A 24231-nucleotide genomic window follows, 5' to 3' on the forward strand; every position below is an offset into this window, starting at 1 on the left:
CGGGGTGCGCGATGGGCGAGGACATGGTGCGGCCCTACCTGCGCGACGGGCCCATGGTGCCGGCGCTGCCGGCGGACGCGGCGTCGTTGCTGCGCCCCTACCTGCAAACGTCGGGGCGGGTCGAAGCCGCCGACGACGAGCTGGAGATCGAGGCACAGGTCGTCACATCGGCGTACGGCCTGAACTCGTTCGGACGCCTGGCGTTCGAGCACCGCGACATCGTCGCCCTGTGCGCCACCACGATGTCGGTGGCGGAGGTGGCCGCCCGCCTGGCGCTGCACATCGGTGTGGCGAAGGTGCTGGTCGCCGACCTCGCGGCGCTCGGCTGCCTCGTGGTGGAGCGTCCGGACCCTGAACCGGCTGACGACCTGGACATGATCGAAAGGGTGATCCGTGGGCTCGAAGGCATCCGCTGAGCCGGCGCGCCGTCCGCCCCGGCCGGTGAAGATCGTTATCGCCGGCGGTTTCGGGGTGGGCAAGACCACTACGGTGGGCGCGATCTCGGAGATCCGGCCGCTCACCACCGAGGCGGCGATGACCAGCGTCGCGGCGGCCATGGATGACGCCGCGGACGTGCCCGCCAAGACCCGCACCACCGTGGCGCTGGACTTCGGCTGCATCACGATCGACGAGACGCTCAAGCTCTACCTGTTCGGCACCCCCGGGCAGGACCGGTTCGACTTCATGTGGCACGACATCTCCCGCGGCGCCCTGGGCGCGCTGGTCATCGTGGACGCGCGCCGGGTCGACGCCTGCTATCCGGCGGTCGACTACTTCGAACGCATCGGGCTGCCGTTCGTGGTCGGCGTCAACCTGTTCAACGGCCACCTGGACGTCGACCTCACCGAGCTGCGCTGGGCCCTCGCCGTCGGCGACGAGGTGCCGCTGATCACGTTCGACGCCCGGGAGAAGCTCTCGGTCCGCGACGCGCTGCTCGCGGTCCTGCGGCGGACCCGGGAGCGGGCGCGGGCGCGCGCGGCCGAACACGCGACCGGATAGCCGACTGCCGCGCGGCCCGCGTGTCGGCCAGAGTGTCCATCATGGATGAACTGCTCGACCGGGTGGGCGAGCGGCTGACCCCGCTGTTCGACCGGTACGACGCGCTGATCGACCAGGCGCGCCGGCGGCTCGACGAGACCGCCGGCGGCCCGCTGAAGAGCTGGCTGCGACCGATCCTCGTGGCGCTCGCCGTGACGATCGGCCTCGTGCTGGCCCTGCGGTTGATCCTCACCGCGCTCACGGCGGGCGGGTCGGCGGGGCGCTGGGCGGGTGCCGTGCTCGCCTCCGTGCTCGCGCTGATCCTGCTCGTGGTCGTGATCCGCAACGTGGTCATCTCACTGATCGAGCCCGACGAGCGGCGCCTGCTGCTGCTCGCCCTGCTCACCTCGGTCGCGGCCGTACTCATCGGGGTGGAGGCCTTCGCCACGCTGACGGTGGCCCTCGCCGACCAGGGCGGGGCATTGTGGACGGTCGAGCGGTTCTACCTCTGGCACCTGGTCGACTCGGTGCCCCTGCTGGAGATCCCGCAACGGCTCGGCTGGGTCGAGCCGGCCGTGCTGCCGGGGCTGCCGGGCCGGCTGCTGGAGCTCGGCTTCACCCTGCTGGTCATCCCGCCGTTGGTCCGGGTGGGCGTCGCGGCGTACGGGTTCGTGGAGGGTCAGGCCCAGCAGCGCCGCTACACCCGGGCCGTGGCGGGCAAGCTGCGCGGCACCGGCTCGTTCACCTCCGACCCGGACGTGCCGGAGCTGCTGGTCGTGGGCGCCGGCGCGGGTGCCGCCTGGGTGGCCGGCTCGCTCTACCTGGACGGCACGCTGCGGGTGTGGTCGCTGGCCACCGTGGCGGTCCTGGTGACGGTCGCGGCGCTCCTCGTGGTCGCGGCGACCGCCGGCATCGTGGTCGGCGAACTGGCCGAGCAGGCCGGGCTCGTCACGTTCGGGCTGGCGGCGGCGCTGGTGTGGTTGGACAGCCCGGCGCGCGACGCGCTGCTGCCGGCCGCCGACACCTGGGGCGTGTGGGGCCGGATCTGGGCCACCCTGGGCGTCTGGGTCGTCGTACTGCTGGTCGTCCTCGTGCTGGCCTGGGCGACGCCCGAGTTCACGGACGCGGTCATCGCGGCGGCGCTGGTGCTCGGCTTCCTCGGCGCTGACGCGCCGGCCGCGACGTGGCTGCGCGCGCACCTGACGTGGCAGCCGTGGGGCGTGCCGCTGAGCCGCGTGGTGGTGGCGGCGTGCGCCTGCTTCGCCGTGGCGTACCTGCTGCGGACGCTGTGGTGGGCCGCGCGCCGCCCGCCCGTGCTGGGCCATCTCGACCTGCACGACACCGCCAGCGGCCTGCGTCAGGACCTGCGCGGGTACGCCCTGGTAGCCGTCCAGATCGTGGTCGCGGCCGGCGCTGCCCTGACGCTGCTGCGCGCAGCGTCGGTCGCCGGGCTCGACGGCCCTGCCGGCGGGTCGTGGACCGCCGCGTCACTGGGGCTGCACGCCGCCGCGTGGCATGTCGTCGACTCGCTGCCCGGGCCCGACGTGGCGGAGATCCTCGGCTGGCGGCTCACCGCCGACGTGACCGGCCCGTGGGCGGGCCTGGTCCTGGTGGTCGCCGTGGCGGCGGTGGTCATCTTCTCGGGCCTGCCGATCCTGCGCACCATCGTGCTGTGGGCGCGGCTGACCGCGAGCCGCCCGCGCACCGGCCAGGCGCTCGCCGCCATGCCCGACGAGGTGGTGGCCAACCTGCGTGCCGTCGTCGACTTCCTCGCCGTCGAGGCCACCGGTCAACCCTCGCGGTACGTACCGCCGCGCCGCCGCGCCTGGCCCTACCGTCAGGATCAGGCCGTCGTCACGTCGCCGTCGGTGGAGGCGGAGCGCCGCCTCGTCGACGCCGAGCTGCAACGGCCGCGCCTGCTCGACCTCTACGGCAGTCCGTCGCAGTGGTACGACCTGGCCGACGCCGCCCTGCGGCGTACCGCCGAGGCGTACCGCTCCTGGGTGCGGGTGCCCCGCCCGTTCAGCTTCACGTCCGGCGTGATCATGCAGCGCTCGGTGAACTCCGAGCTCGGTGACAAGGTGGCGGCGGCGCGGGAGGCGGTCGACGAGTTCGCCGACGCGGTCGCCCGTTGGCACGCGGCCTGGCGCGACAGCCCCGGCGACGAGCCCCGGTCGGGGTGAGCAGGGCACGGCGTGTCCGTGCGGGTCCGCCAGGCCGGCGCGGTAAGACTGGTCCGGGAACCCCTCCTACGACGTAGCGAGGAGTGTTCATGCGGGTCACCTTCCGACGAGTGCTGGCGGCCGCGGTGGCGGTCGTGCTGCTGCCCGTGCCGGCCCGGGCGACGCCACCGGTTCCCCGGGTGAACACGGCCGGCATGGCGGTGCTGGCCGGCTCGACGATCGTGCGGCCCGACGGCACGCGGATCCGGTTGACCCTGCCGCGCGGGATGGAGCCGAACGCGGCGGTTGAGGTGCCCGCCGGGTTCCTGGTGGCGGTCATCAACCTACGCGCGAGTACCTCCACGTTGTGGCTGTTCCCCCACTCGGGTACCCCGCACTCCGCGCCGATCGGTGATCCGACCCTGGGCCGGTGGGCGGTCACCCGTGACGGCGCCACGGTCATCGCCACCGCGTCCACGCCCGGTCACAACACCTTCGTCGCGTACGCGCTGCCGTCGTTGAGCGAGCGCGCGAGGACCCGCTTCGCCGGCCCGACCGACCCCGGGCCGATGGTCCTGGGGAACGTGGGCGAGCAGGTTGTCCTCACCCACGTCGACGAGGACGTCCGTCGCGGCACCACCGGCGTCTGGGACCTGCGCACGGGGCACCTGCGACGGTCGGCGCAGCCGCTGCGCGCCTGGGGCGTGGCGCGCGACGGCCGCCTGCTGTACCGACTGGAGCGCGGCGACGCCGGGGAGCCGCCCGTCTCGGCGTGCGTCGACACGGTCGTCATCGACGGGTCCGGCCAGATCCGGGCGACGCCCACCGGGGTGTGCGGACAGCAGGGCGGACGCCTGATCCAGGGCAGCATCTCCCCGGACGGCGCGTCGGCGCTCATCCTGCACTGGCGGACGCCGACGATTGAGAGCGTCCGCTCCGCCACCGTGACCACCGCCGACCTGCACGCGGGCCGGTGGCGGCCGGTGCGACTGCCGGGCAACCTGATGTATCCGCTGTTCTGGGACACCGACCGGACCTTCATCACGATGGTGGTTGAGCCGTTCGGCTACGCGCGGTGTGGCGTCACCGGCCGGTGCGCCCGGCTGGTCATGCCCCGCGTCCCGTCGGTGGACCCGACGACCATCAAGCCCATCCAGCGCGTAGGCGTGCGACCCGCGGCCGGATAGTCGCGCTGATCGCCGACGCGCTGCGCTGACCGGCCCGGCGTGTCCGGGCCCGGACGTCACCCGTACGGGTGACACTAGGCGTGTCGCCCCTCACCCGACGTGTTGAGGAGCGATTGTGCGCGTAACCCGCTGGGCGGCCATGGGGACGGCGGTGGCACTGCTGCTGCCGTTCTCGACCCCGGCCGCCGCGACCACGCCGGCGAACCCGGCCGGCATGGCGATCCTGGCCGGCTCGACGATCGTGCGGGCCGACGGCACCCACGTCCGGCTCGACCTGCCGCGCGGCACGGTCGCGGAGACTGCGGCGGCGACGCCGCACGGGTACCTCGTGGCGGCGTCGACCGGCGACACCTCACGGCTGTGGCTGTTCCCCAGCGCCGGCGCCCCGCGGAGCGTGCCGCTCGGCACCACGCTCGGCGTGGAACACTGGACGGTCACCCACGATGGCTCGATGGTCGTGGCGACCCTGCCGGGCCCGTCGGCCACCGTGGGCTCGCACGTCATGGTCGCGTACGCGCTGCCGTCGTTACGGGAACACGCCCGGGTGCGGTTCGCCGCGGCGTGGCGGGACGCGCTGTTGTCATCCATGGGTCCCCTGATAACCGGCACAGTGGACCGGCGGATCGTGGCCAACGATCTCGGCGGCCCGTCCATCAGCGGGATCATCGGCGTCTGGGACCCGCTTACCCGCAACCTCAGCAGGTCGACAGCCTTCGCGCACAGCTGGGGCGCGACGCGCGACGGGCGCGCGCTCTACCGCCTGGACCGCTACGGCCCGCGTGGCTGGCGATACCAGGACATCGCGTCGGCCTGCGTGGACCTGGCCCCGATCACGGCGGCCGGCCAGATCCCGTTCCGGCACACGGGCCTGTGCGGGGAGTTCGTCACGCGCCTGCTCATCGGCATCGTCTCGCCGGGCGGCTCACACGCGGTGGTGATGGAGCTGCGCAACCTGGTGGAGATCGTCTTTCGCACGGCGGTCGTCCGCACGGCCGACCTGCACGCGGGGCGCTGGCAGCCGGCCTGGATCAACGAGGAGTACGGGGATCCGGACTTCTGGGACACCGACTCGACATTCCTGGTCAAGGAGCGCAACACCGGGAAGTACCGACGCTGCGGTGGCGACGGCCGGTGCCTGGCGCTGAGGATGCCGCGGGTGCCGGGCGTCGAGGAGGGCGACATGAAGCCGATCGAGCGCGCAGGGTTCGGTGGCAGCTAGCCGGCGTGTCTGTGCCTCCCCGTCACCCGACCGGGTGACACTGGGGCGCGACACCCCTCCCGCGATGTGAGTGGGGTGTGCATGCGCACGACTCTTCGGCGGACGCTGGCCGCCTCCATGATCCTTCTACTCGTGCCGGCCGCGACTCCCGCGGTTGCCGCGCGGGCCGTCCCGGCGCCGACGCCGCGCGGCTACACGGCCGGCATGGCCGTCCTCGCCGGTTCGACCATCGTGCGGCCGGACGGCACGCGTATCCGGCTCGCCCTGCCGCGCGGGGCCGAGCCGATGAACGCGGTCGAGGTGCCCACCGGATTCCTCGTGAGCACCCTCGAGGGCCACGACCACAACCTGTGGCACTTCCCCCACCGGGGAACGCCGGGCCAGGTGCGGATCGGCAGCGACGTCGACGCCGGGATCTGGGACGTCACCGGGGACGGTGCCACGGTCGTGGCGACCACGGGGACCGTGAACGTCCTCGCCGCGTACGCGGTGCCGTCGCTGCGGCAGCGCAGCAGGATCCGGTTCGCCGGCCCGGCCGGCTCGGAGCCGACGATCCGGGGCATCACGGGGCAGCGCGTCGTGCTGGTCCACGCCGACGACCGGGGCGCCGGGACGGTCGCCATCTGGGACCTGCGACTACGCAGACTGACCCGGACCCCCGGTTCGATCTACAGCTGGGGTGTCTCGCGCGATGGCCGGATGCTGTACCGGCTGGACAGTCGCACCTCCGCCTGCGTCGACCTGGTCGCCATCGCGCGGTCCGGGCTGGTCCCGGTGACCCGAACCGGGCTGTGCGGCCGCACCGCCGAGCGGTTGATCCAGGGGGACCTCTCGCCGGACGGCGCGTCGGCGGTCGTCTTCTACTGGCTGGGCGACTGGGAGGAGACCCCGCCCTCGCTGGTGCGCACCGCCGATCTGCACGCCGGCCGCTGGCGGCCGACCCCGCTGCCCGACACGGTGCTCCCGCCGCTGTTCTGGGACACCGGCACCACGTTCATCACGGTGGGGGGATTCCCCGCCGGGTACCGGCGATGCCAGACGAACGGCCGGTGCGTCCGGCTGGTCCTGTCGCACGTGCCGAACGGCGAGGGGACCCTGGTCCGGCGGGTGGGCCTGTGAGGAATGCCGGGCGCGCCGGCCGCGGTGGCCCGGTCACCGGCCCGGCGCGCCCGGCGGTAGCTAGTCGGCCGCGACCGCTGCCAGCGGTTTGGCCACCGCCGGCACGGGCGTGTCCTCGACGGCCTCGCCCGTCGCCGGCAGGAACGTCGCAAGGACCGCCCCGGCCGCGAGGATGACGGCGCCGACCAGTTCGGCGGCGCGCATCCCGTCGGTGAACCGCTGACCGTCGGCGTAGCCGCCGACCGTGGAGAACACGACGCCGAGCACCGCGACGCCGAGCACCGTGCCGAGCTGGCGCAGCGTGTTGGACGTGCCGGACGCGACGCCCTCGTACCCGCGCGGCGCGAAGCCCAGCGTGACCCGGGCGATGGGGGCGAAGAACAGCCCCATGCCGAGCCCGGCCAGCACGAACGGCAGGACGAGCTCGCCGTAGGGCACGTCCGGCCGGGCGATCGCGCCGAGCGCGCCGATGCCGGCGGCCTGCAGCGCGAGCGACAGGGCGAGCACCCACCGGGCGCCGATGCGGTCGGCGAGGATGCCCGACACGGGCGCGGCCAGCGCCGGCACGGCCGTCCACGGCAGGGTGCGGACCCCGGCCTCCAATGGGGAGTAGCCCTGCACGGTCTGCAGGAACTGCGCCCCCACGAACACCGCGCCGAACATCCCGAACGCCATCACGAAGGCGACGCCGTTGGCGATCGCGAACCCGCGGCTCGCGACGCCCCGCCCACGGAAGAGGGTGAGCGGAACCATCGGGTGCGGCGCCCGCGCCTGCCACCACAGAAAAACCATCAGCAGTACGCCGCCGGCGACCAGCGAGGTCAGCACCGGCCCGCTCGTCCAGCCGTGCTCCCCACCGCGCACCAGGCCGAAGACCAGCCCGAACAGGGCCACCGTGGCCAGGCCGACGCCGAGCGGGTCGAGCCGGCCGGCGCCGCCGCGGCTCTCCCGCAGCAGGGCCACGAGCGGGAGCAGCACGAGCCCGACGGGCACGTTGATCCAGAAGATCCACTGCCAGGAGCCCTGGTCGACGACCGCGCCGCCGATGACCGGTCCGAGCCCGACGCCCAGGCCCGACATGGCGCCCCAGATGCCCAGCGCGGTGCCGCGCTTCTCCGGCGGCACCGCGTCCGCCAGGATCGTCAGCGTCAGCGGCATGACCATGGCGCCGCCGAGACCCTGCACCGCCCGGGCGGCGACGAGCGTGCCGATGTCGGGGGAGAGGGCGGCGGCCGCCGAGGCGAGGGTGAACACGGCCAGGCCGATGGCGAGCAGGCGCCGCCGGCCGAACCGGTCGCCCAGCGCGGCGGCGGTCAGCAGGAACACCGCGAACGTCAGCGTGTACGCGTTGACCGTCCACTCCAGCCCTTCGAGGCCGGTGTTGAGCTCCACGCGGATGACCGGCAGCGCGTTGGTCACCACGAGGTTGTCCATGGTGACCATGAAGACCGCGATCCCCGTGACGACGAAGGTCCACAGCCGTGCCATTACCACTCCTCGATCATTAGTGATTGGTCACTAACTTTGCTGGGCGCGCGTCGGCGGGCGCCGGATGGGCGGGATGTCAGGGGGTGGGGCGGGTATCGACGAGGCCCATGAGCGCCTCGCCCAGTTGTTCGGTGATGCGCGGCAGCTCCAGCGCGGCGAACACGTTGAGCAGCATGCCGCTCGCCATGAACTGCATGATCCGTTTCTCGTCGGTGCCGGACAGGCGGGCGATCTGCTGCCAGAGGCCGGCCAACCGGCGTCGGGCCAGCGCCCGGACCTCGTCGTCGTGGCAGGCGGCGGACCACATCTGCAACTGCATCTGCAGCACGGGCCGGTCCTCCAGCAGGCCGTTGTAGGACAGCCCCATCGCCGTGAGCGCGTCCTCACCGGTCAGCCCGTCGGCCGCCGCCTCGAACCGCAGCTCCAACCGGTCGAAGCAGTAGTCGATGGAGGCGAGGAAGATCGCCTTCTTCGACGGGAACAGCCGGAACAGGTACGGCTGGGAGACGCCGACCCGGCGCGCGATCGCCTCCGTGGTGGCGGCCGCGTAGCCGTGCTGACCGAACTCGACCCGGGCGGCGCGCAGCACTGCCTCGCGACGCTCGTCGGCACTCATCCGGACCGTGGGGCTCACGGCTCAAAGTTATTGGCCAATAACTAACCCGTCAAGCGCCGTGCGTTTATTCGGTTGTCCGGGGTCGGCCTGTTGCCTACCGTTGTGGGCACACCGGTCGATGTGAGGGAGGTTCCGATGGCACAGCAACTGCTCGCTGGTCTGAACGACCTCGCCCCCGACGGGTGGCGCGGATAGCTCCTCGCTGTCGCGACCGCCGCCCCGGGATCCCCGACGGGCGGTTTTTTGTTGGCCCACAACTCCATAGTGGATGTCACAGCAGGCGGACGTAGCGCAGTTGGTAGCGCATCACCTTGCCAAGGTGAGGGTCGCGGGTTCAAGTCCCGTCGTCCGCTCCAGCCACCAGTCAGTACGCCCGCCGCGGTCGCTACCACCGCCGCCGGCGCTGACCGCGCGGCCCGGCGGGTTGAGTGCAGGTCCCCGCCGGGCCGCCTCTCGCCCTCGTGGCCCAACTGGAAGAGGCACTAGCCTTAGGAGCTAGTCAGTGTGCGTTCGAATCGCACCGAGGGTACGTCGTATCTGGTTTGACCGAATCTGCCCCGGATCGGGGCGCGGGACGTGAAACTGGAGACCGTGGCGGGTACCGCGGTCAGTGACGCCGGCGTGCGCGCGCCGGCGGCGTTGAACCGGCGGCAGATGAACATCGTCTTCACGGCGATCACCCTCGGCATGCTGCTGGCCGCCCTGGACCAGACGATCGTGGCGACCGCGTTGCCGACGATCGTGGCCGACCTCGGCGGCAAGGGGCACGTGGCCTGGGTCGTCACGGCGTACCTGTTGGCCGAGACGGTGGCCACGGTGCTGACCGGCAAGTTCGGCGACATGTTCGGCCGCAAGTTCATCTTCCAGCTCAGCGCCGTCATCTTCGTCGTGGGCTCGGCGGTGTGCGGCGTCGCGCAGGACATGATCATGTTGATCGCGGCGCGCGCGGTCCAGGGGTTCGGTGCCGGCGGTCTGATGGTCACGGCGATGGCCCTGATCGCCGACGTCATCCCGCTGCGCGACCGGGGCCGCTACCAGGGCGCGCTCGGCGCGGTGTTCGGCGTGACCACGGTCATCGGGCCGACCCTGGGCGGCCTGTTCACCGACCATCTGACCTGGCGTTGGGCCTTCTACATCAACGTACCCATCGCCATCGTGATGATCGCCATCACCGCCGTGGCGATCCCGACGGTCCGGGCGGCGGTCCGACCGGTGATCGACTACGCCGGCATCGCGCTGGTCGCGCTCGGCTCGTCCGGCCTGATCCTGGGCCTGTCCTGGGGCGGCAACGAGTACGCGTGGGACTCGCCCGTCATCATCGGCCTGTTCGTCGGGTCGGTCGTGCTGCTGGCCGCTTTCGTGTTCGTGGAGCTGCGGGCGCCCGAGCCGATGCTGCCGATGCACCTGTTCGCCAACCCCGTGTTCACGATCTGCTCGGTGCTCAGCTTCATCGTCGGCTTCGCGCTGCTCGGCGCGATGACGTTCCTGCCTACGTACCTGCAGTTCGTGAACGGGGTGTCGGCCACGGCGTCGGGCCTGCGCACGCTGCCCCTGATCGCCGGCCTGTTTCTCACCTCGATCATGTCGGGCGTGCTGATCAGCCGCACGGGCCGGTACCGGATCTTCCCCATCGCGGGGTGCGCGGTGATGGCCGTCGGCCTCTACCTGATGTCGACGATGAGCGCCGCGACGAGCACCTGGGTCGAGTCGATCTACATGTTCGTGTTCGGTCTCGGCGTCGGGCTCTCCATGCAGACGCTCACCATCGCCGTGCAGAACACGGTGCACTACGCGGACCTGGGCACCGCCACCTCCGGGGTGACCTTCTTCCGCACGTTGGGCAGCGCGTTCGGTACCGCCGTCTTCGGCACCCTCTACAGCAATCAGCTCACGTCGGAACTGGCGGCGGTCTTCGCGCAGACGCCCCGTATCCCGGTCGAGGCGACGGAGAGCCCCGTGGCGCTCAAGGCGCTGCCCGACGCGCTGGCAGCGCCGATCATCGAGGCGTACGCGAACACCATCGGGCACGTCTTCCGCTGGGTCGTGCCCGTGGCCATCCTGGGGTTCGTTGTCGCGCTGTTCCTCAAGGAGGTGCCGCTGCGCGACGCGGCCCGCGAGGCGGCCACCGACATGGGCGACGGTTTCTCCGCCCCGATGTCCGACGACCGCGTCGACCAGCTGGAACTCGCGATCGGCGAGACCGTCCGCCGCAGCCGGGCCGACCCGCTGTTCCTCGACCGCATCCTGACCGACGCCGGCGGCGACATCACGCCGGCACCGGCCTGGGCGTTGAGCCAGATCCACCTGTACAACACGGTGCGCGGGCAGGCGCGGCTGTCCGACATCGCGCACCGGCACCACATGCCGCCCGACGTGCTGCGGCCCACGTTCGAGGACCTTCAGCGGACCGGCCACGTCCGGCTCGCGGGTGACGACATCCACCTCACGCCCGCCGGCCAGGCCCAGATCGACCGCCTGCAGACGGCGTGGCGGCACTGGCTCGACGAGCACATCGACGACTGGACCCTCGCCGACCCGACCGACCGGGCCCTGCTCGACCGGGCGCTCGACAACATCGCCACGCGCCTCGTCGACGAGGAGTCGCGGCGCCATCCCGTACTGATCTGAGTTAATCGCTTGTCGACGCGCGCGGCACCGCCTACCGTTGTCGACACCAGTCAGCCACAGGGTGGGAGACGCGAGATGACGCACTGTCAGACCGGAGCGCGGGACGTGCTGATCCGGGGCAGGTAGCGCTTCGCGTGCCCCCATCGCCGCCCCCGCAGTCCGGGAGGCGGCTTTTTTGATGCCTGCCAGGTCGCCCGACGGGACTCATCAACCCCGGCCGGCGCTGACCGGGCGGCCCGGCGGGTTGAGTGCAGGTCCCCGCCGGGCCGCCACTCACGACCGCATGCCCGAGAGGCCAGGGAACCGCCTGCAAAGCGGTGTACGCCGGTTCGAATCCGGCTGCGGTCTCCATGACACCAGAGCGTTACCGTTGACGGATGCCCTACCGGGTGCTGATGACGGCCGTGCTCGTGGCGCACTTCGCGTTCCTCGCGTACGTGGTGCTCGGTGGGTTCCTGACGTGGCGGTGGCCCCGCGCGATCTGGTTCCACCTCGCCGCGGTGGTCTGGGGCGTCCTCGTGGTCGCGGCGTCGCTGGAGTGCCCGCTCACCTGGGCCGAGGACTGGGCCCGCCGCCGCGCGGGCGAGGCGCCGCTCGCCGGTGGCTTCATCGACACCTACGTCGAGAACGTCATCTATCCGCCGCAGTACCTGCACGAGGTCCGGGCGCTGTGCGCCCTGGTGGTGCTCGCGTCCTGGGCCGGCGGCTACGCCGCGTGGCGCCGCCGCCGACAGGTCCGGCGCTGACTATCGGGGACTTTCGACCAACCGGTGGATGCTTGCTGGGCGCGCCGGCAGCCAGCATCAATTCATGATGACGAATGTCCTCGGCGCGCGGCGCCGGCGGGTCGGCGCGGTTGTGGCGGCAGCCGGGGTCCTCGGCGCGGTCGTGATGGTCGCCGCTCCGGCCGGCACGGGCACCACCCGGGCCGCGGCGGCCGGCGAGCGTGGCCGGTACTTCGGCACCGCGGTGCAGGCGGCCAAGCTCACCGACGCCGCGTACGTGGGCATCCTGGACCGTGAGTTCGGCATGGTGACGCCGGAGAACGAACTCAAGTGGGACGCCACCGAGCCGGCGCGGGGGACGTTCAACTTCACGCCCGCCGACCGCGTCGTGAACCACGCGCGGGCGGCTGGTCAGCGCGTTCGCGGCTACGGTCTGGTCGGCCCGGACGCGGCGCGCCTGTCGTGGTTGGCCAACATCACGTCGGCGACCGAGCTGGCGGCCGTGCTGCGTGACCACGTGACCGGCCTGGTGGCGCACTACCGGGGCAACGTGTACGCGTGGGACGTGGTGAGCGAGGCGTTCGCCGACACGGGCGGCGGGCTGCGCCCGTCCGTCTGGACAAAGTTGGGCAACGGCACCGGCTGGATCGAGGACGCGTTCCGCGCGGCGCGGGCCGCCGATCCGGACGCCCGGCTCTGCTACAACGACTACCGCATCGAGAGCCTGGCCTACGACAAGACGCAGGCGGTGCTCGCCATGGTGGCGGACTTCCGCGCCCGGGGCGTGCCGATCGACTGTGTCGGCCTGCAGTCGCACTTCGGCGCCTCGGCGCCGTTGCCCGCCGACTACCGCGAGACCATCGAGCGGTTCGTCGCCCTCGGCGTGGACGTGGAGATCACCCAGCTCGACTTCGAGGGCTCGGGCGCCACCCAGGCCGCCGCGTACGACACGGCGGTGCGGGCGTGCCTGGCCGTGGCGCGCTGCGCGGGCATCACGGTGTGGGGCGTACGCGACTCGGACTCGTGGCGGTCCGGCTCGACGCCGTTGCTGTTCGACGCGGCCGGCGCGCCGAAGGCGGCGTACACGGCGGTGTTGAACGCGCTCAACGACACGGGCGGCGCGACGACGGCCGCGCCGACGAGCGCCCGACCCACCACCGCCGGGCCGTCAACGACCGCGCCCCCGACGACCGCGCCCCCGACGACCGTGCCGCCGTCGCCCACCTGCCAGGCCACCATGTCGGTGTCGTCGTGGGGCGGCGGCTTCGCGGCGAGCGTCCGGGTGACCGCCGGGCCCGTTGCCGTGAACCGCTGGGTGGTGACCGTGGTCCTGCCGCCCGGCGCGACGATCACCAGCGTCTGGGGCGCGCGGCCCACCGGGCGCACCGGCACCGTCCGCTTCGCCGACGCCGGCTACAACGGGCGCGTTCCCGCTGGCGGGTCAGTGTCCTTCGGCTTCGTCGGCACGGGTCGGACCACTGGCGCCACCGTCCTGGCCTGCGCCGCCGGCTGAGTCGCGCGGCCGTTGGTCGCGGGGCGTTAGGGTGGCGCGTGCAGAAAGCGATGGCTGTCGCTGAGGCGTTCGGCCTCGGGCGTCCCGTGCGGGCCATGACGGCACACACCCACCGCTCCTCGCCGACGTGGGTGCTCGACACCGTCGACGGCCGCGTACTCGTCAAGCAGGTCGAGGTCGCCGGCCGGGAGGCCGAGGTGATCCGGGCCGCGCGCTTCGAGGCGCGGGTCGGCGCCGGTGGGGTCGACGTGCCGCGCCCCGTGCCACCGGCCGGCGAAGCCGTGGGATACGCGACGTATGTGGCCGGGTTCGGCTGGGCGCGGGCATACGAGTGGCTCGACGGTCGTGACCTTCGCGACGACGATGAGGTGGCCGGATGGCTCGGCGCGACCCTCGCCGCGGTCCACGCGGTCGAGCCGGTGGACGCGCCTGAACGGGTGGCCTACGGGATCCACCCGGCCGAGCGGTGGCACGCGTGGCTCGCGGCCGGCGAGCGGCTGGCCCGGCCCTGGGCGCCGACGCTGCGCGCTGGCCTGCCCGCGATCCTGGACATCTCGGCGTGGGTCGCCGCCGCGCTGGACCGCGCCGGCGACTATGTGCTGACCCACCGTGACGTCGAGCCGTGGAACGTGATGATCACCTCGTCCGGCCCGGTGCTCTTCGACTGGGACCCGGCCGGCCCGGACAGCGCCGGCCTGGAGGCGTGCCACGCGGCCTTCGCGTTCGCGACCCGCGCCGGCCACGACTGGGCCGCGCTGCGCGCAACGCTGACGGCGTACGCGGCGGCTGGCGGCGTCGTGCCCGCCGATCCCGACCTGCTGGCGCGGCGGGTCGGCATGCGGATCAACCGGCTCGCCTGGCGGCTGTCGATGTCGACCGGTGCGCAACCGCTCGGCCCGAACGACCTGGCGACCGTCGACGCGCGCGCCCGCGAGCAGGTCGAGCAGCTGCCCGGCTTCGCCGCTGACTTGCGGGCCGTCGGCACGGCGATCGCGGCGGAGGCGGGCCTCACCCGTCCGTGACGCGCTGCCCGCGCGCTGCCCGCGCCTGCCCGGCAAGAGTCGACCTCTGCATGTCACCGGCCGCGCGGTATCCACTAAAAAGTCGACTTTTGTGCGCCCGCAGGCGGCGCTTCGGCAGTGGAGCCACAGTGGCGACGCTTGACTTGGAAGTTCTGCTGCTATCGGGCGGGGTCGTAGCAGCAGAAGCCGCAGGTTGGCCGCAGCCTTTGCCGCAGTCGCGGCCAGCCCGAGCGGAAAACACTCACGTCCAGGCGCACGGCGTGACGCTGGGCGGCGGCACCGTCCGAGCCCGACACCGCGCTGGTCTGGTCCGACACCGTCTATTCGCCCTGATCGCCGCGCCAGCCCTCGCTGCTGGTCGTTAACCCGGTCAGTGGCGAGGGAGGGGACCATAGTGGAATTCAGCAGGCGCGCGGTGTTGCGGTCCGGACTGGCGGCGGGCGCGGGCCTGGCGCTGGGTTCGGCGGCGCAGCCGCGCACGGGTTCGGCGGCGCTGCCGCGCAGGGGTTCGGCGGCGCCGGGGTTTCTGCCGGACGGGCGGCCGTTGCTCACCCACGGCGTGCAGAGCGGCGACCCGACGGCGGACGGCGCGGTGGTGTGGACGCGGGCCGACCGGCCGGGCCGGATGGTCGTCGAGGTCAGCGACCGGCCCGACTTCCGCCGCGTCCGGCGGGTACGCGGGCCGGTGCTCACGCCCGACACCGACCATACCGGCAAGGTCATGCTGCGCGACCTGCCGGCCGGCACCGACATCCACTACCGGGTCCGGGTCGAGCACCTGGACGTGCACGGGCTGGTCAGCGAACCGGCGGCCGGCCGGCTGCGCACCGCGCCCGGCGGCACCCGTACCCGTCGCGGGATCCGGTTCCTGTGGACGGGCGACAACAACGGCCAGGGCTGGGGCATCAACTCCCGCGTCGGCGGCACCAGGATCTTCACCGCAATGCGCGCGCTGCGCCCGGACTTCTTCCTGTACAGCGGCGACATGGTCTACGCCGACGTGCCGATCGACGAGCAGGTCGGCCTGCCCGACGGCACCGTGTGGACCAATGTGGTCACGGAGGCGAAGAGCAAGGTCGCCGAGACCCTCGACGAGTACCGGGGGCAGTACGCCTACAACCTGCTCGACGAGCACCTGCGGGCCTTCCTCGCCCAGGTGCCCCAGGTCAACCAGTGGGACGACCATGAGGTGCGCAACAACTGGTACCCCGGGCAGGTGCTGCACGACGACCGGTACACCGTCAAGGACGTGGACGTGCTGGCCGCGCGGGGTCGGCGCGCGTTCGGCGAGTGGACCCCGAGCCGGCCCGGCCAGATCTACCGGCGGCTGGCCTTCGGCCCGCTGCTGGACATCTTCGTCGTCGACATGCGCGGCTACCGGGACCCGAACAGCCGCAACCGGGTCGGCGACGCCGACCACGGTGTGCTCGGCGCCCGCCAGCGCGCGTGGCTCGTCGACGGCCTGCGCCGGTCGCGGGCCATCTGGAAGGTCATCGCCGCCGACCAGTCGGTCGGGCTCGTCCTGAGCGCCGGATCCCGCCGCTTCGAGGGCGTGGCGCAGGGCGACCACGGGCCGCCGCTCGGCCGCGAGCTGGAGCTCGCCGCGATGCTGCGCGACACGCACCGGGCCGGCGTGACCGGCATGATCTTCCTGACGGCCGACGTGCACTACACGGCCGCGCACCACTTCGACCCGGCGCGGGGCTCGGTCGGCGACTTCACCCCGTTCTGGGAGTTCGTCTCCGGCCCGGCCAACGCGGGCGCGTTCCGGGCCAACCCCCTCGACGGCACGTTCGGGCCCTGGGTCGAGTACGTGCACGCGCCACAGGAGAAGACGGCGCCGTCGGTCGGCTACCAGCACTTCGGCGAGGTCGATATCGACGGCGAGTCCGGGGCCATGACCGTGCGGCTGCGCGATCAGACGGGCACGGCCCTGTGGTCGATCACCCTGCCCGCCCCACCGGTTTGACAGTCTTCGCCGTCCGGCCAGCACACCGACGCCCGTACGACAACTGCCGTCGATGGGATCGGCCTGACGATGAATCCTGATCAGGCGACGAGGAGCGATCATGGCGGAACTGGACCGGCGCATGCTGCTGCGTTCCGGGCTGGCGGCGGGAGCCGGCCTCGCGTTCGGCGGGTCGTTGCTGCCCCGGGCCGGCGCGGCCGCGCCGGCGTTCGTGCCGAGCGGGCGGCCGACCATCACCCACGGCGTGCAGAGCGGCGACCCGACGCGGCACAGCGCGGTCGTCTGGACCCGCGCCGACCGTCCGGGCCGGATGCTCGTCGAGGTCTGCAACCGACCCGACTTCCGCAACGCGCGCCGGGTGCGCGGCCCGTTGCTCACTCCCGACACCGACCTGACGGGCTCGGTCACGCTGCGCGAACTGCCCCACAACAGCGACATCCACTACCGGGTACGGATCGAGGACCCGGACACGCACGGCCTGCGCAGCGAGCCGGTCGTCGGCCGCCTGCGCACCGCGCCCGGCGGCGGCACCCGGAGGGCCGCCCGCGGCGTCCGGTTCGTGTGGACGGCGGACATCAACGGGCAGGGCTGGGGCATCAACCCCGACCGGGGCGGCATGCGGATCTTCGAGCAGATGCGGCTGCTGCGCCCCGACTTCTACCTGTGCAGCGGCGACACCGTCTACGCCGACGGCCCGATCACCGAGACCGTCAACCTGCCCGACGGCACGGTGTGGCGCAACCTGGTGACGGAGGCCAAGAGCAAGGTCGCGGAGACCCTCGACGAGTTCCGCGGACAGTACGCGTACAACCTGCTCGATGAGAACCTCAAGGCGTTCGCGGCCGAGGTCGCCCAGATCAACCAGTGGGACGACCACGAGGTGCGCAACAACTGGTACCCCGGCCAGGTCTTCGACGATCCCCGCTACACCGGGCGCAACGCGGACGTGCTCGCCGCCCGCGCCCGGCAGGCGTTCGGCGAGTGGGTCCCGTCGCGGAGCCGCGAGATCTTCCGCAAGCTCTCGTTCGGCCCGCTGCTGGACCTGTTCGTGCTGGACATGCGCACGTTCAAGGACCCCAACGACGACAACCGGTACGCCGACCCGACGCGCGGGCTGCTCGGCGCCCGGCAGCGGGCGTGGCTCATCGACGGGCTGCGCGCATCCCGCGCGACCTGGAAGGTCATCGCGATCGACCTGCCGCTCGGCCTGGTCGTCGGCGACGGCGCCAACCGGTACGAGGGCGTGGCGCAGGGCGCCGGCGGCGCTCCGATGGGCCGGGAGCTGGAGTTCGCGACGGTGCTGCGTGACGCGCACCGCAACGGCGTGACCGGTCTGGTCTTCCTCACGGCGGACGTGCACTACACGGCGGCCCACCACTACGACCCGGCCCGCGCGGCCGTCGGCGACTTCACCCCGTTCTGGGAGTTCGTCTCCGGCCCGGCCAACGCCGGGGCGTTCGGTCCTAATACGCTCGACCCGACCTTCGGGCCGCGGGCGGAGTTCGTGCACGCGCCGCCGGCGGCCAACACGTCGCCGGCCGGCGGGTTCCAGCACTTCGGCGAGGTCGACATCGACGGCGCCTCGGGCGCGTTCACGGTGCGCCTGCGCGACCTCACCGGCGCCGCCCTGTGGTCGGTGACCCTGCCGGCGCAGGCGCACTGAGGGTCCTGGGAGTGGTGAGGGCCGGGCCCGCCCGGCCCTCACCCGGGGATTGACGCCGACCGGGCGGGGTAACACGAGAGGGTGGGCGACCAACTCGCGCCCTACCGGCGTAAACGTGACTTCACCCGGACACCCGAGCCGGCCGGCGCCGCCGTGGCGCTCGCCGAACCGGGCGAGCGGCGGTTCGTGGTGCAGCGGCACCGGGCCCGGCGGCTGCACTACGACTTCCGGCTGGAGATCGACGGGGTCCTGGTGAGCTGGGCGGTCCCCAAGGGGCCCACGCTCGACGCCGGCGTGCGCCGCGCCGCGTTCCACGTCGAGGACCACCCCTTGGAGTACTACGACTTCGAGGGGGTCATCCCGGCCGGCGAGTACGGCGGGGGAGACGTCATCGTCTGGGACGCCGGCACGTGGTCATCGCCGAAGACCGACGATCCGGGCGGGGCGGTGCGCGGCGGCGAGCTGCACCTGGACCTGCACGGCGAGAAGCTGCGCGGCCGGTTCGTGCTCGTCCGGACCCGCGCCGACCAGTGGCTCATGCTCCACAAACACGACGAGTACGCCGTGGACGGGTGGGACGCCGAGGCGCACCCCAACTCCGTGCTGTCGGGGCGTACCAATGATGAGGTCAGAGCCGACCCGGACCGGATGTGGCGGTCGGACCTGCCGGCCGCGTCAGCGTCGGTGGCGCTCAAGACGGCGGCCGCCGGCGGCCCGGACCCCGACGAGCTCGGCGCGCTCGACGGCTTCAAGAAGTCGGGGACCTGGCACGTCTTCGGCCGGGAGCTGCGGGTGACGAACCTCGACAAGGTGCTCTTCCCCGGGCGTGGCGGTGGTGAGCCGGTGACGAAGCGGGACTTCCTGCGGTACGCGGCGGTGGTCGCGCCCGTGGTGCTGCCGTATCTGGCCCGGCGGGCGCTGAACATGCACCGGTACCCGGACGGCGCGGGCAGCAACGGGTTCTGGCACAAGGAGCTGCCTTCCCACGCGCCCGAGTGGCTGCCGCGCTGGGACAACCCGGAGGCCGACGCGGGGGAGACGTGCACCTACCTCGTCGTCGACGAGCCGGCCGCGCTGGTGTGGGCGGCCAACTTCGGCGCGCTGGAGTGGCACGCGTGGACGTCCACGGTCGAGCGGCCGCGCGAGCCGACGTTCGCCCTCATCGACCTCGATCCGGGGGACGCGACGAGGTGGGACGACCTGCTGGTGCTCGCCCGGCTGCACCGCACGGCGTTCGAGCATCTGGGCGTCGCGGCGTTTCCGAAGGTGACCGGGCGGCGGGGGATCCAGATCTGGGTGCCGGTCTCGCGTGGCTACACGTTCGAGCAGACCCGGGCGTGGGTGGAAGGGCTGTCGCGGTCGGTGGGCGCGGTCGTGCCGGAGCTGGTCTCCTGGAAGTGGCAGAAGGACGAGCGGGGCGGGCTGGCCCGGCTCGACTACACCCAGAACGCCATCAACAAGACCCTCGTGGCCCCCTACAGCCCACGCCCGGCCGCGGGCGCCCCGGTCTCGGCGCCGATCACCTGGGACGAACTGGACGACCCGTCCCTGCGCCCGGACACCTTCACGATCCGCACCATTCTGCCGCGCTTATCGGAGCGTGGCGACCTGTTCGCCGACGTCCTGCGCCATGCGCAGCGTCTCCCGCCGCTCCGCTGATCATCCAAAGTGGATTTGTGGGGGAGACGCCCTCCTGGGGCAAAGGTCCCGCGCGAACCCATGTTGGACGGACGTGCGAGGTGGTTGATGGCTACGGGCGGCGGGGGCCCGTGGATTCGCGGACCACCAGGCGGGCGGGTTGGCGGATGATGCCGGAGGCGCGGTCGCCGTCGATGGCGGCGAAGAGGTGGCGGGCCGCGGTGGCGCCGATCTGCTGCAGGTTGAGGTCGATGGTGGTCAGCGGCGGGCGGGCGTCCGCGGAGAAGACCTCCCAGTTGTCGTAGCCGACCAGGGCGATGTCGTCCGGGATCCGCTTGCCGGCCTCGTGCAGCGCGTCGGCCACGCCGACGGCGATCTGGTCGCTGCCGCAGAAGATGGCGTCGACCTCCGGCTGGGCGGCGAGCAGCATGCGGGCGGCCTGGCGGCCCCACCGCATGGTCCACTCGCCGAACATCGGGCCGCCGACGATAGGCAGGCCCGCCTCGGCGAGGGTCGCGGACAGCGCGTCGGCGCGCTCGCGGGCGGCGCGGTAGTCCTGCTCGCCGGTGACGTGGGCGATCGCCCGGCGGCCCTGCGCGAGCAGGTGCTCGGCGGCCAGGCGGGCGCCGCCCCGGTCGTCGGAGATGATCGACAGGTCCTCGGTGTCGTCGGACTCGCCGTACGCGTAGACGACCGGGACCGGGATGTCGGCCGTGACGGAGGGGCGGACGTCGTTGGTCGTGCCCAGCACGATGAGGCCGTCGACCTGGCGGGCGAGCAGGGTGCGGATGTAGTGCTGGCGGCGGATCGCGTCGCCGCGCGCGTCGCAGAGCAGGACGGACATCTGCTGGTCGCCCAGGGCGTTCTCGGCGCCGAGCAGGACCGGGATGGCGAACCGGCCGCCCAGCTCGTCGGTGAGCAGACCGACCGTGCGGGTGCGGCCCGAGATGAGGCCCCTGGCCAGCACGTTCGGCTCGAAGGCGAGGTCGGCGGCGGCCTGCAGGACCTTGCGGCGCGTTTCGGGGGCGACCTGGTCGCGCTTGTTGAGCGCCTTGGAGGCGGTGGCCACGGAGACGCCCGCGCGCTTGGCGACATCGGTCAGGGTCGCGGACCGCGCTGCTGGTTTGGCCACCGAAATCCTTTCACCCGTCGAGGTCTGGCGCCCTGGGACTTTACCTGGCGGGCGCACCACCGAACCCGGCGCGACACCTCCTTTCGGCCCAGCGGCCGAAAGGACGTCTGAACCGATGGGAGCGCGGTGGGCCGGGCGCAGGACGCCGACGGCTTCCAGTACGAGGTGCCGGACAAGCGGTGGGCGGACCTGCGTCAGGCCACGAGCCGTACCTGGAGCTGGCCCGGCGCTTCGTCGACGTGCGCGGCGATCGCGAGCTTCCAGTGGAACTGGCGGTTGCTCGTCCTCGCGCAGCGCTACGTCGTGGCGGGTGTGACGGCGGGTGCGGCGAAGGACTGAGACAAGACACCGCCCCGGCGACCACGGGGGAAGTCGTCGGGGCGGTGTGGCTCAGGACCTTACCTCGTCACCAGATAGATCAGCAAGAGTACGGCCACAACAGCCAGTACGACGGTGAGCGTGTGGTAGCCCGCGGTGCCGGGGGCCCGTCGGTAGTGACCTCGAACGTACGGCATGGCATCCCACCTCCGGCATCTCGTCCATTGATGCTCTTCTGCCTACCCGGTGGCGCTGGACGGGAAACGTCAACCCGGCGGGGTGACGTTCCAGACTCGGACGGAGCCGTCGTTGCCGCCCGTCACCGCGACGGCCCGGCCGTCCAGCTCCGCGATCTCCACCGCCCGCAGGATTCCGCTGCGAGCCGCGATCGGATCGCCGATCGGCCGCCGCGTGACCAGATCCCACACCCGCAGCGTTCCGTCGTAGCCGACCGACGTCGCGATCGTCCGGCCCTTGACCGTCGCCGCGGCGACGTCACCCACCCAGAGGTCGTGCCGTGCCATGGCGGGGCCGACCTGCTCACGGGCTTGCAGGTCCCACACCCGCAGCGCGCCGTCGTCGCGGTCGCCCCCGGTTATCGCGACCGGGCGGCCCGCCAGCGTTGTCAAGGTCAGTGCGGACAGGCCGGTTTCGCTGGTCACCGGCGTGCCGACCGGCTTGCCCGTGCGCAGGTCCCACACCTTCAGCGTTCTGTCGTCGCCGATGGTGACCGCCACGGCCCGTCCGTCGAGCGTGCCGGTCGCCAGATCGGTGACGTACCCGCGGTGCACCCGCAGCGGATCGCCGCGCGGCTTGCCCGTCCTCAGGTCCCACATCTGCAGCGTGCCGTTGGTCCCGGCCACGACGGCGACCGGCACTCCGGCCACCTCGGCAACGTCGATCGCGGTCGGCTGCGACACCCGGTCCGGCAACGTCCGGACCTGCCGACCCGTTGCGAGGGCCCACACGCGGTTGGGTTCCTTGTCGAGGAACGGGGAGCCGGTGCTGGCCGAAACGGCGACCGTGCGGCCGTCCACGACCCCGACCGCGACCTCCACGATGCCGCCGGTCGCGAAAAGACCACGGTGGACAGTCAGGTCGCCGCCCACCTGTCGGTGCGCGGCGAGGTCCCATACGGCGAGGGTCTCGTCGTCGGTCTCACCGCCGGACACCACGATCGGACGGCCGTCCAGGGTGCCCAGGGCGAGGCTCCACACCTGCTCCTGCGCCGCCATCGGCTTTCCGAGCTGGGCACCGAAAACGTCCGGATCCTTCCCGGGGTCTCCGCCCGGCCCGTCGCCCAGAAACCAGATCGGCAGCGCGAAGACGATGGCGAGCACCAGTGCGATGGCGCCCAATGCCACCAACAGGGGCCGGAGCCGGAACGGGAGGGTCGTGATCCTCAAGGGATCCTGCCGGGTCGCGGGCCCGACGTCCGCGCCCGGCGCGGCCCGGTCAGGCACCGTGGCCAGCGCCGCCGGCGCCGGCGTGTCGTGTTCGACCAGGGCGAGCATGACCTCACCGGCCACGGGCCGGGCCGCCGGCGACTTGGCCAGGCAGCGCAGAAGCAGCGGTCGCAGATCGGCGGGGACTCCGGTCAGGTCCGGTTCATGGTGCGCGATGCGGTTGAACACGGCCGGCATGGAGTCCTGGCCGAACGGCGGCCGGCCCGTCGCCGCAAAGGCGACCATGGCGGCCCAGCTGAAGACGTCCGACGGCGGGCCGACGGGGTCGCCCGCCACCTGCTCCGGGGACATGTACGCCGGCGTGCCGAGGAACGCGCCGGTCGTCGTGGTGACATCGAGCGCGCGGGCGATGCCGAAGTCCACGACGCGCGGCCCGTCCGGGCCGAGCAGCACGTTGCCGGGCTTCACGTCGCGGTGCACGATCCCGGCCCGGTGGATCGCGGCCAGCGCCCCGGCCGTCCCGATCGCGAGCCGGCGCAGTGCCCCCTCGTCCAGCGGCCCGCTGCCGGCCACGTGCTGCTGCAGCGAGACACCGTCGATGTACTCGCTGACCAGGTACGGCCGCTCGCCCTCGAGGCCGGCGTCGAGGACCCGCGCCGTGCAGAACCCGGCGACCCGCCGGGCCAGCGTCGCCTCCCGGAGGAACCGCCGCCGGGCGGCGGCGTCGGCGGCCGGACCGAGGTGCAGCACCTTCACCGCCACCGGCGTGCCGTCCGCGGCGTGTCCGAGGTACACCACGCCCTGCCCGCCGACGCCGATGCGCCCACTCAGCCGGTACCCGGCCACGGCGCGCGGATCGTCGGGCGTCAGCACCGACCACCTCCCCAGCGTCCTGGTCGTGGCGACACCACAGTGGACACCGAGCGGGGACCCCGACGCAACGCGACGAACGGGTCGTCGGTCGGGCTAACCGGGGTGGCCGCGGAGGGCGTCCATTACCGCGAGCGTGTCCGTCATCGTGCCGACCACGATGACGAGGTCGCCGTCGCGGCCATTGCCGGCGATCGCCGGGTCCGTGACGACGTGGCCGTCACGGACGACGGCGAGCACCGCCGCATCGCCCGACAGGTCGTCGCCCACGTTCGACAGGTTGTGCGGTGGGGCGTCCGGGCCGAGCAGGAGTTGCAGGGTGACGATGCCGGACGCGTGGTGGTCGAGGCGGGCGATGTGGCCGGCGACGCCGCCGACGCCGAGCAGTTCGCCGAGGCCCTCGGCCTCCTGCGGCGTGAGCAGCAGGCTGGTGCCGACCGTGTCCGGGTCGGCCCCGTACACGATGAGCTCGCGGCGGTCGCCGTGGTGGCGGATGACGCCGACGGCGCGGCCGGCGCGGGTGGTGAGCACGTGCAGCCGGCCGACGCCGGGTAGCACGGTGTGGTCGATGCGCATGG

General features: G+C 72.7%; 19 protein-coding genes and 3 tRNA genes. 17 read left to right on the forward strand and 5 right to left on the reverse strand.

The features are described 5' to 3' along the window. Positions 1 to 11: 11 nt before the first annotated feature. From ABD211_RS31170 to ABD211_RS31195, 6 genes are all read left to right on the forward strand, one after another. Positions 12 to 416 (forward strand): DUF742 domain-containing protein, encoded by a 405-nt coding sequence (locus ABD211_RS31170; RefSeq protein WP_344139650.1) that lies wholly within the window; start codon positions 12 to 14, stop codon positions 414 to 416. Further along, entirely contained in the window at positions 394 to 999 is a 606-nt protein-coding gene (locus ABD211_RS31175; RefSeq protein WP_344139653.1) for a GTP-binding protein, read from the forward strand. Before ABD211_RS31170 ends, ABD211_RS31175 begins: the two co-directional genes overlap by 23 nt. A gap of 41 nt (positions 1000 to 1040) precedes the next feature. After that, positions 1041 to 3161, forward strand: a complete 2121-nt coding sequence (locus ABD211_RS31180; protein ID WP_344139656.1) for a hypothetical protein — start codon at positions 1041 to 1043, stop codon at positions 3159 to 3161. A gap of 89 nt (positions 3162 to 3250) precedes the next feature. Continuing rightward, positions 3251 to 4327 carry a hypothetical protein gene (locus tag ABD211_RS31185; RefSeq protein ID WP_344139660.1) on the forward strand — a complete coding sequence of 359 codons (1077 nt, stop codon included), beginning with the start codon at positions 3251 to 3253 and terminating at the stop codon, positions 4325 to 4327. A 115-nt stretch (positions 4328 to 4442) separates the two neighbouring features. Continuing rightward, entirely contained in the window at positions 4443 to 5546 is a 1104-nt protein-coding gene (locus tag ABD211_RS31190) for a hypothetical protein (protein WP_344139663.1), read from the forward strand. Positions 5547 to 5627: 81 nt separating this feature from the next. Beyond that, on the forward strand, positions 5628 to 6665 hold the full coding sequence (locus ABD211_RS31195) for a hypothetical protein (RefSeq protein ID WP_344139666.1): 1038 nt from the start codon (positions 5628 to 5630) through the stop codon (positions 6663 to 6665). Between the two features lie 60 nt (positions 6666 to 6725). Here ABD211_RS31195 and ABD211_RS31200 read toward each other — a convergent pair whose 3' ends face one another. Then, positions 6726 to 8153 (reverse strand): MFS transporter, encoded by a 1428-nt coding sequence (locus ABD211_RS31200; RefSeq protein ID WP_344139669.1) that lies wholly within the window; start codon positions 8151 to 8153, stop codon positions 6726 to 6728. A gap of 76 nt (positions 8154 to 8229) precedes the next feature. Continuing rightward, positions 8230 to 8787 (reverse strand): TetR/AcrR family transcriptional regulator, encoded by a 558-nt coding sequence (locus ABD211_RS31205; RefSeq protein WP_344139672.1) that lies wholly within the window; start codon positions 8785 to 8787, stop codon positions 8230 to 8232. 262 nt (positions 8788 to 9049) lie between these two features. Between ABD211_RS31205 and ABD211_RS31210 the strand changes: the two genes are divergently transcribed. From ABD211_RS31210 to ABD211_RS31255, 10 genes are all read left to right on the forward strand, one after another. Continuing rightward, positions 9050 to 9125 (forward strand) — tRNA-Gly (locus tag ABD211_RS31210). 99 nt (positions 9126 to 9224) lie between these two features. Beyond that, positions 9225 to 9298 (forward strand) — tRNA-Leu (locus ABD211_RS31215). Between the two features lie 47 nt (positions 9299 to 9345). Further along, the gene (locus tag ABD211_RS31220; RefSeq protein ID WP_344139675.1) at positions 9346 to 11397 is read left to right on the forward strand and encodes an MDR family MFS transporter; all 2052 of its coding nucleotides are present in this window, start codon (positions 9346 to 9348) and stop codon (positions 11395 to 11397) included. A 277-nt stretch (positions 11398 to 11674) separates the two neighbouring features. Continuing rightward, positions 11675 to 11748 (forward strand) — tRNA-Cys (locus tag ABD211_RS31225). Between the two features lie 26 nt (positions 11749 to 11774). Continuing rightward, complete coding sequence (locus ABD211_RS31230; protein WP_344139678.1) at positions 11775 to 12143, forward strand: DUF2784 domain-containing protein; 369 nt, start codon at positions 11775 to 11777, stop codon at positions 12141 to 12143. Positions 12144 to 12207: 64 nt separating this feature from the next. After that, positions 12208 to 13635, forward strand: a complete 1428-nt coding sequence (locus ABD211_RS31235; protein ID WP_344139681.1) for a glycoside hydrolase family 10 protein — start codon at positions 12208 to 12210, stop codon at positions 13633 to 13635. Between the two features lie 50 nt (positions 13636 to 13685). Beyond that, on the forward strand, positions 13686 to 14657 hold the full coding sequence (locus tag ABD211_RS31240) for an aminoglycoside phosphotransferase family protein (RefSeq protein WP_344139684.1): 972 nt from the start codon (positions 13686 to 13688) through the stop codon (positions 14655 to 14657). 391 nt (positions 14658 to 15048) lie between these two features. Continuing rightward, positions 15049 to 16626, forward strand: a complete 1578-nt coding sequence (locus ABD211_RS31245; RefSeq protein WP_344139774.1) for an alkaline phosphatase D family protein — start codon at positions 15049 to 15051, stop codon at positions 16624 to 16626. 100 nt (positions 16627 to 16726) lie between these two features. Then, complete coding sequence (locus ABD211_RS31250) at positions 16727 to 18289, forward strand: alkaline phosphatase D family protein (RefSeq protein WP_344139687.1); 1563 nt, start codon at positions 16727 to 16729, stop codon at positions 18287 to 18289. An 81-nt stretch (positions 18290 to 18370) separates the two neighbouring features. Then, positions 18371 to 19948, forward strand: coding sequence for a non-homologous end-joining DNA ligase LigD (locus ABD211_RS31255; protein WP_344139691.1), 1578 nt, complete (start codon positions 18371 to 18373; stop codon positions 19946 to 19948). Positions 19949 to 20039: 91 nt separating this feature from the next. On the opposite strand, the gene ABD211_RS31260 is transcribed toward ABD211_RS31255, so the two are convergent. After that, the gene (locus ABD211_RS31260) at positions 20040 to 21059 is read right to left on the reverse strand and encodes a LacI family DNA-binding transcriptional regulator (protein ID WP_344139694.1); all 1020 of its coding nucleotides are present in this window, start codon (positions 21057 to 21059) and stop codon (positions 20040 to 20042) included. Between the two features lie 126 nt (positions 21060 to 21185). On the opposite strand from ABD211_RS31260, the gene ABD211_RS31265 reads away from it, so the two are divergent. Next, positions 21186 to 21398, forward strand: a complete 213-nt coding sequence (locus ABD211_RS31265) for a hypothetical protein (RefSeq protein WP_344139697.1) — start codon at positions 21186 to 21188, stop codon at positions 21396 to 21398. Between the two features lie 245 nt (positions 21399 to 21643). On the opposite strand, the gene ABD211_RS31270 is transcribed toward ABD211_RS31265, so the two are convergent. Both ABD211_RS31270 and ABD211_RS31275 read right to left on the reverse strand, forming a co-directional pair. Next, positions 21644 to 23656: a WD40 repeat domain-containing serine/threonine protein kinase gene (locus ABD211_RS31270; RefSeq protein WP_344139700.1), complete on the reverse strand. Its 2013-nt coding sequence runs from the start codon at positions 23654 to 23656 to the stop codon at positions 21644 to 21646. A gap of 93 nt (positions 23657 to 23749) precedes the next feature. Next, positions 23750 to 24229, reverse strand: coding sequence for a cation:proton antiporter regulatory subunit (locus ABD211_RS31275; protein ID WP_344139703.1), 480 nt, complete (start codon positions 24227 to 24229; stop codon positions 23750 to 23752). Between the last annotated feature and the right edge of the window lie 2 nt (positions 24230 to 24231).

It is taken from the genome of Luedemannella flava, assembly GCF_039528515.1.
Lineage (GTDB): Bacteria > Actinomycetota > Actinomycetes > Mycobacteriales > Micromonosporaceae > Luedemannella > Luedemannella flava.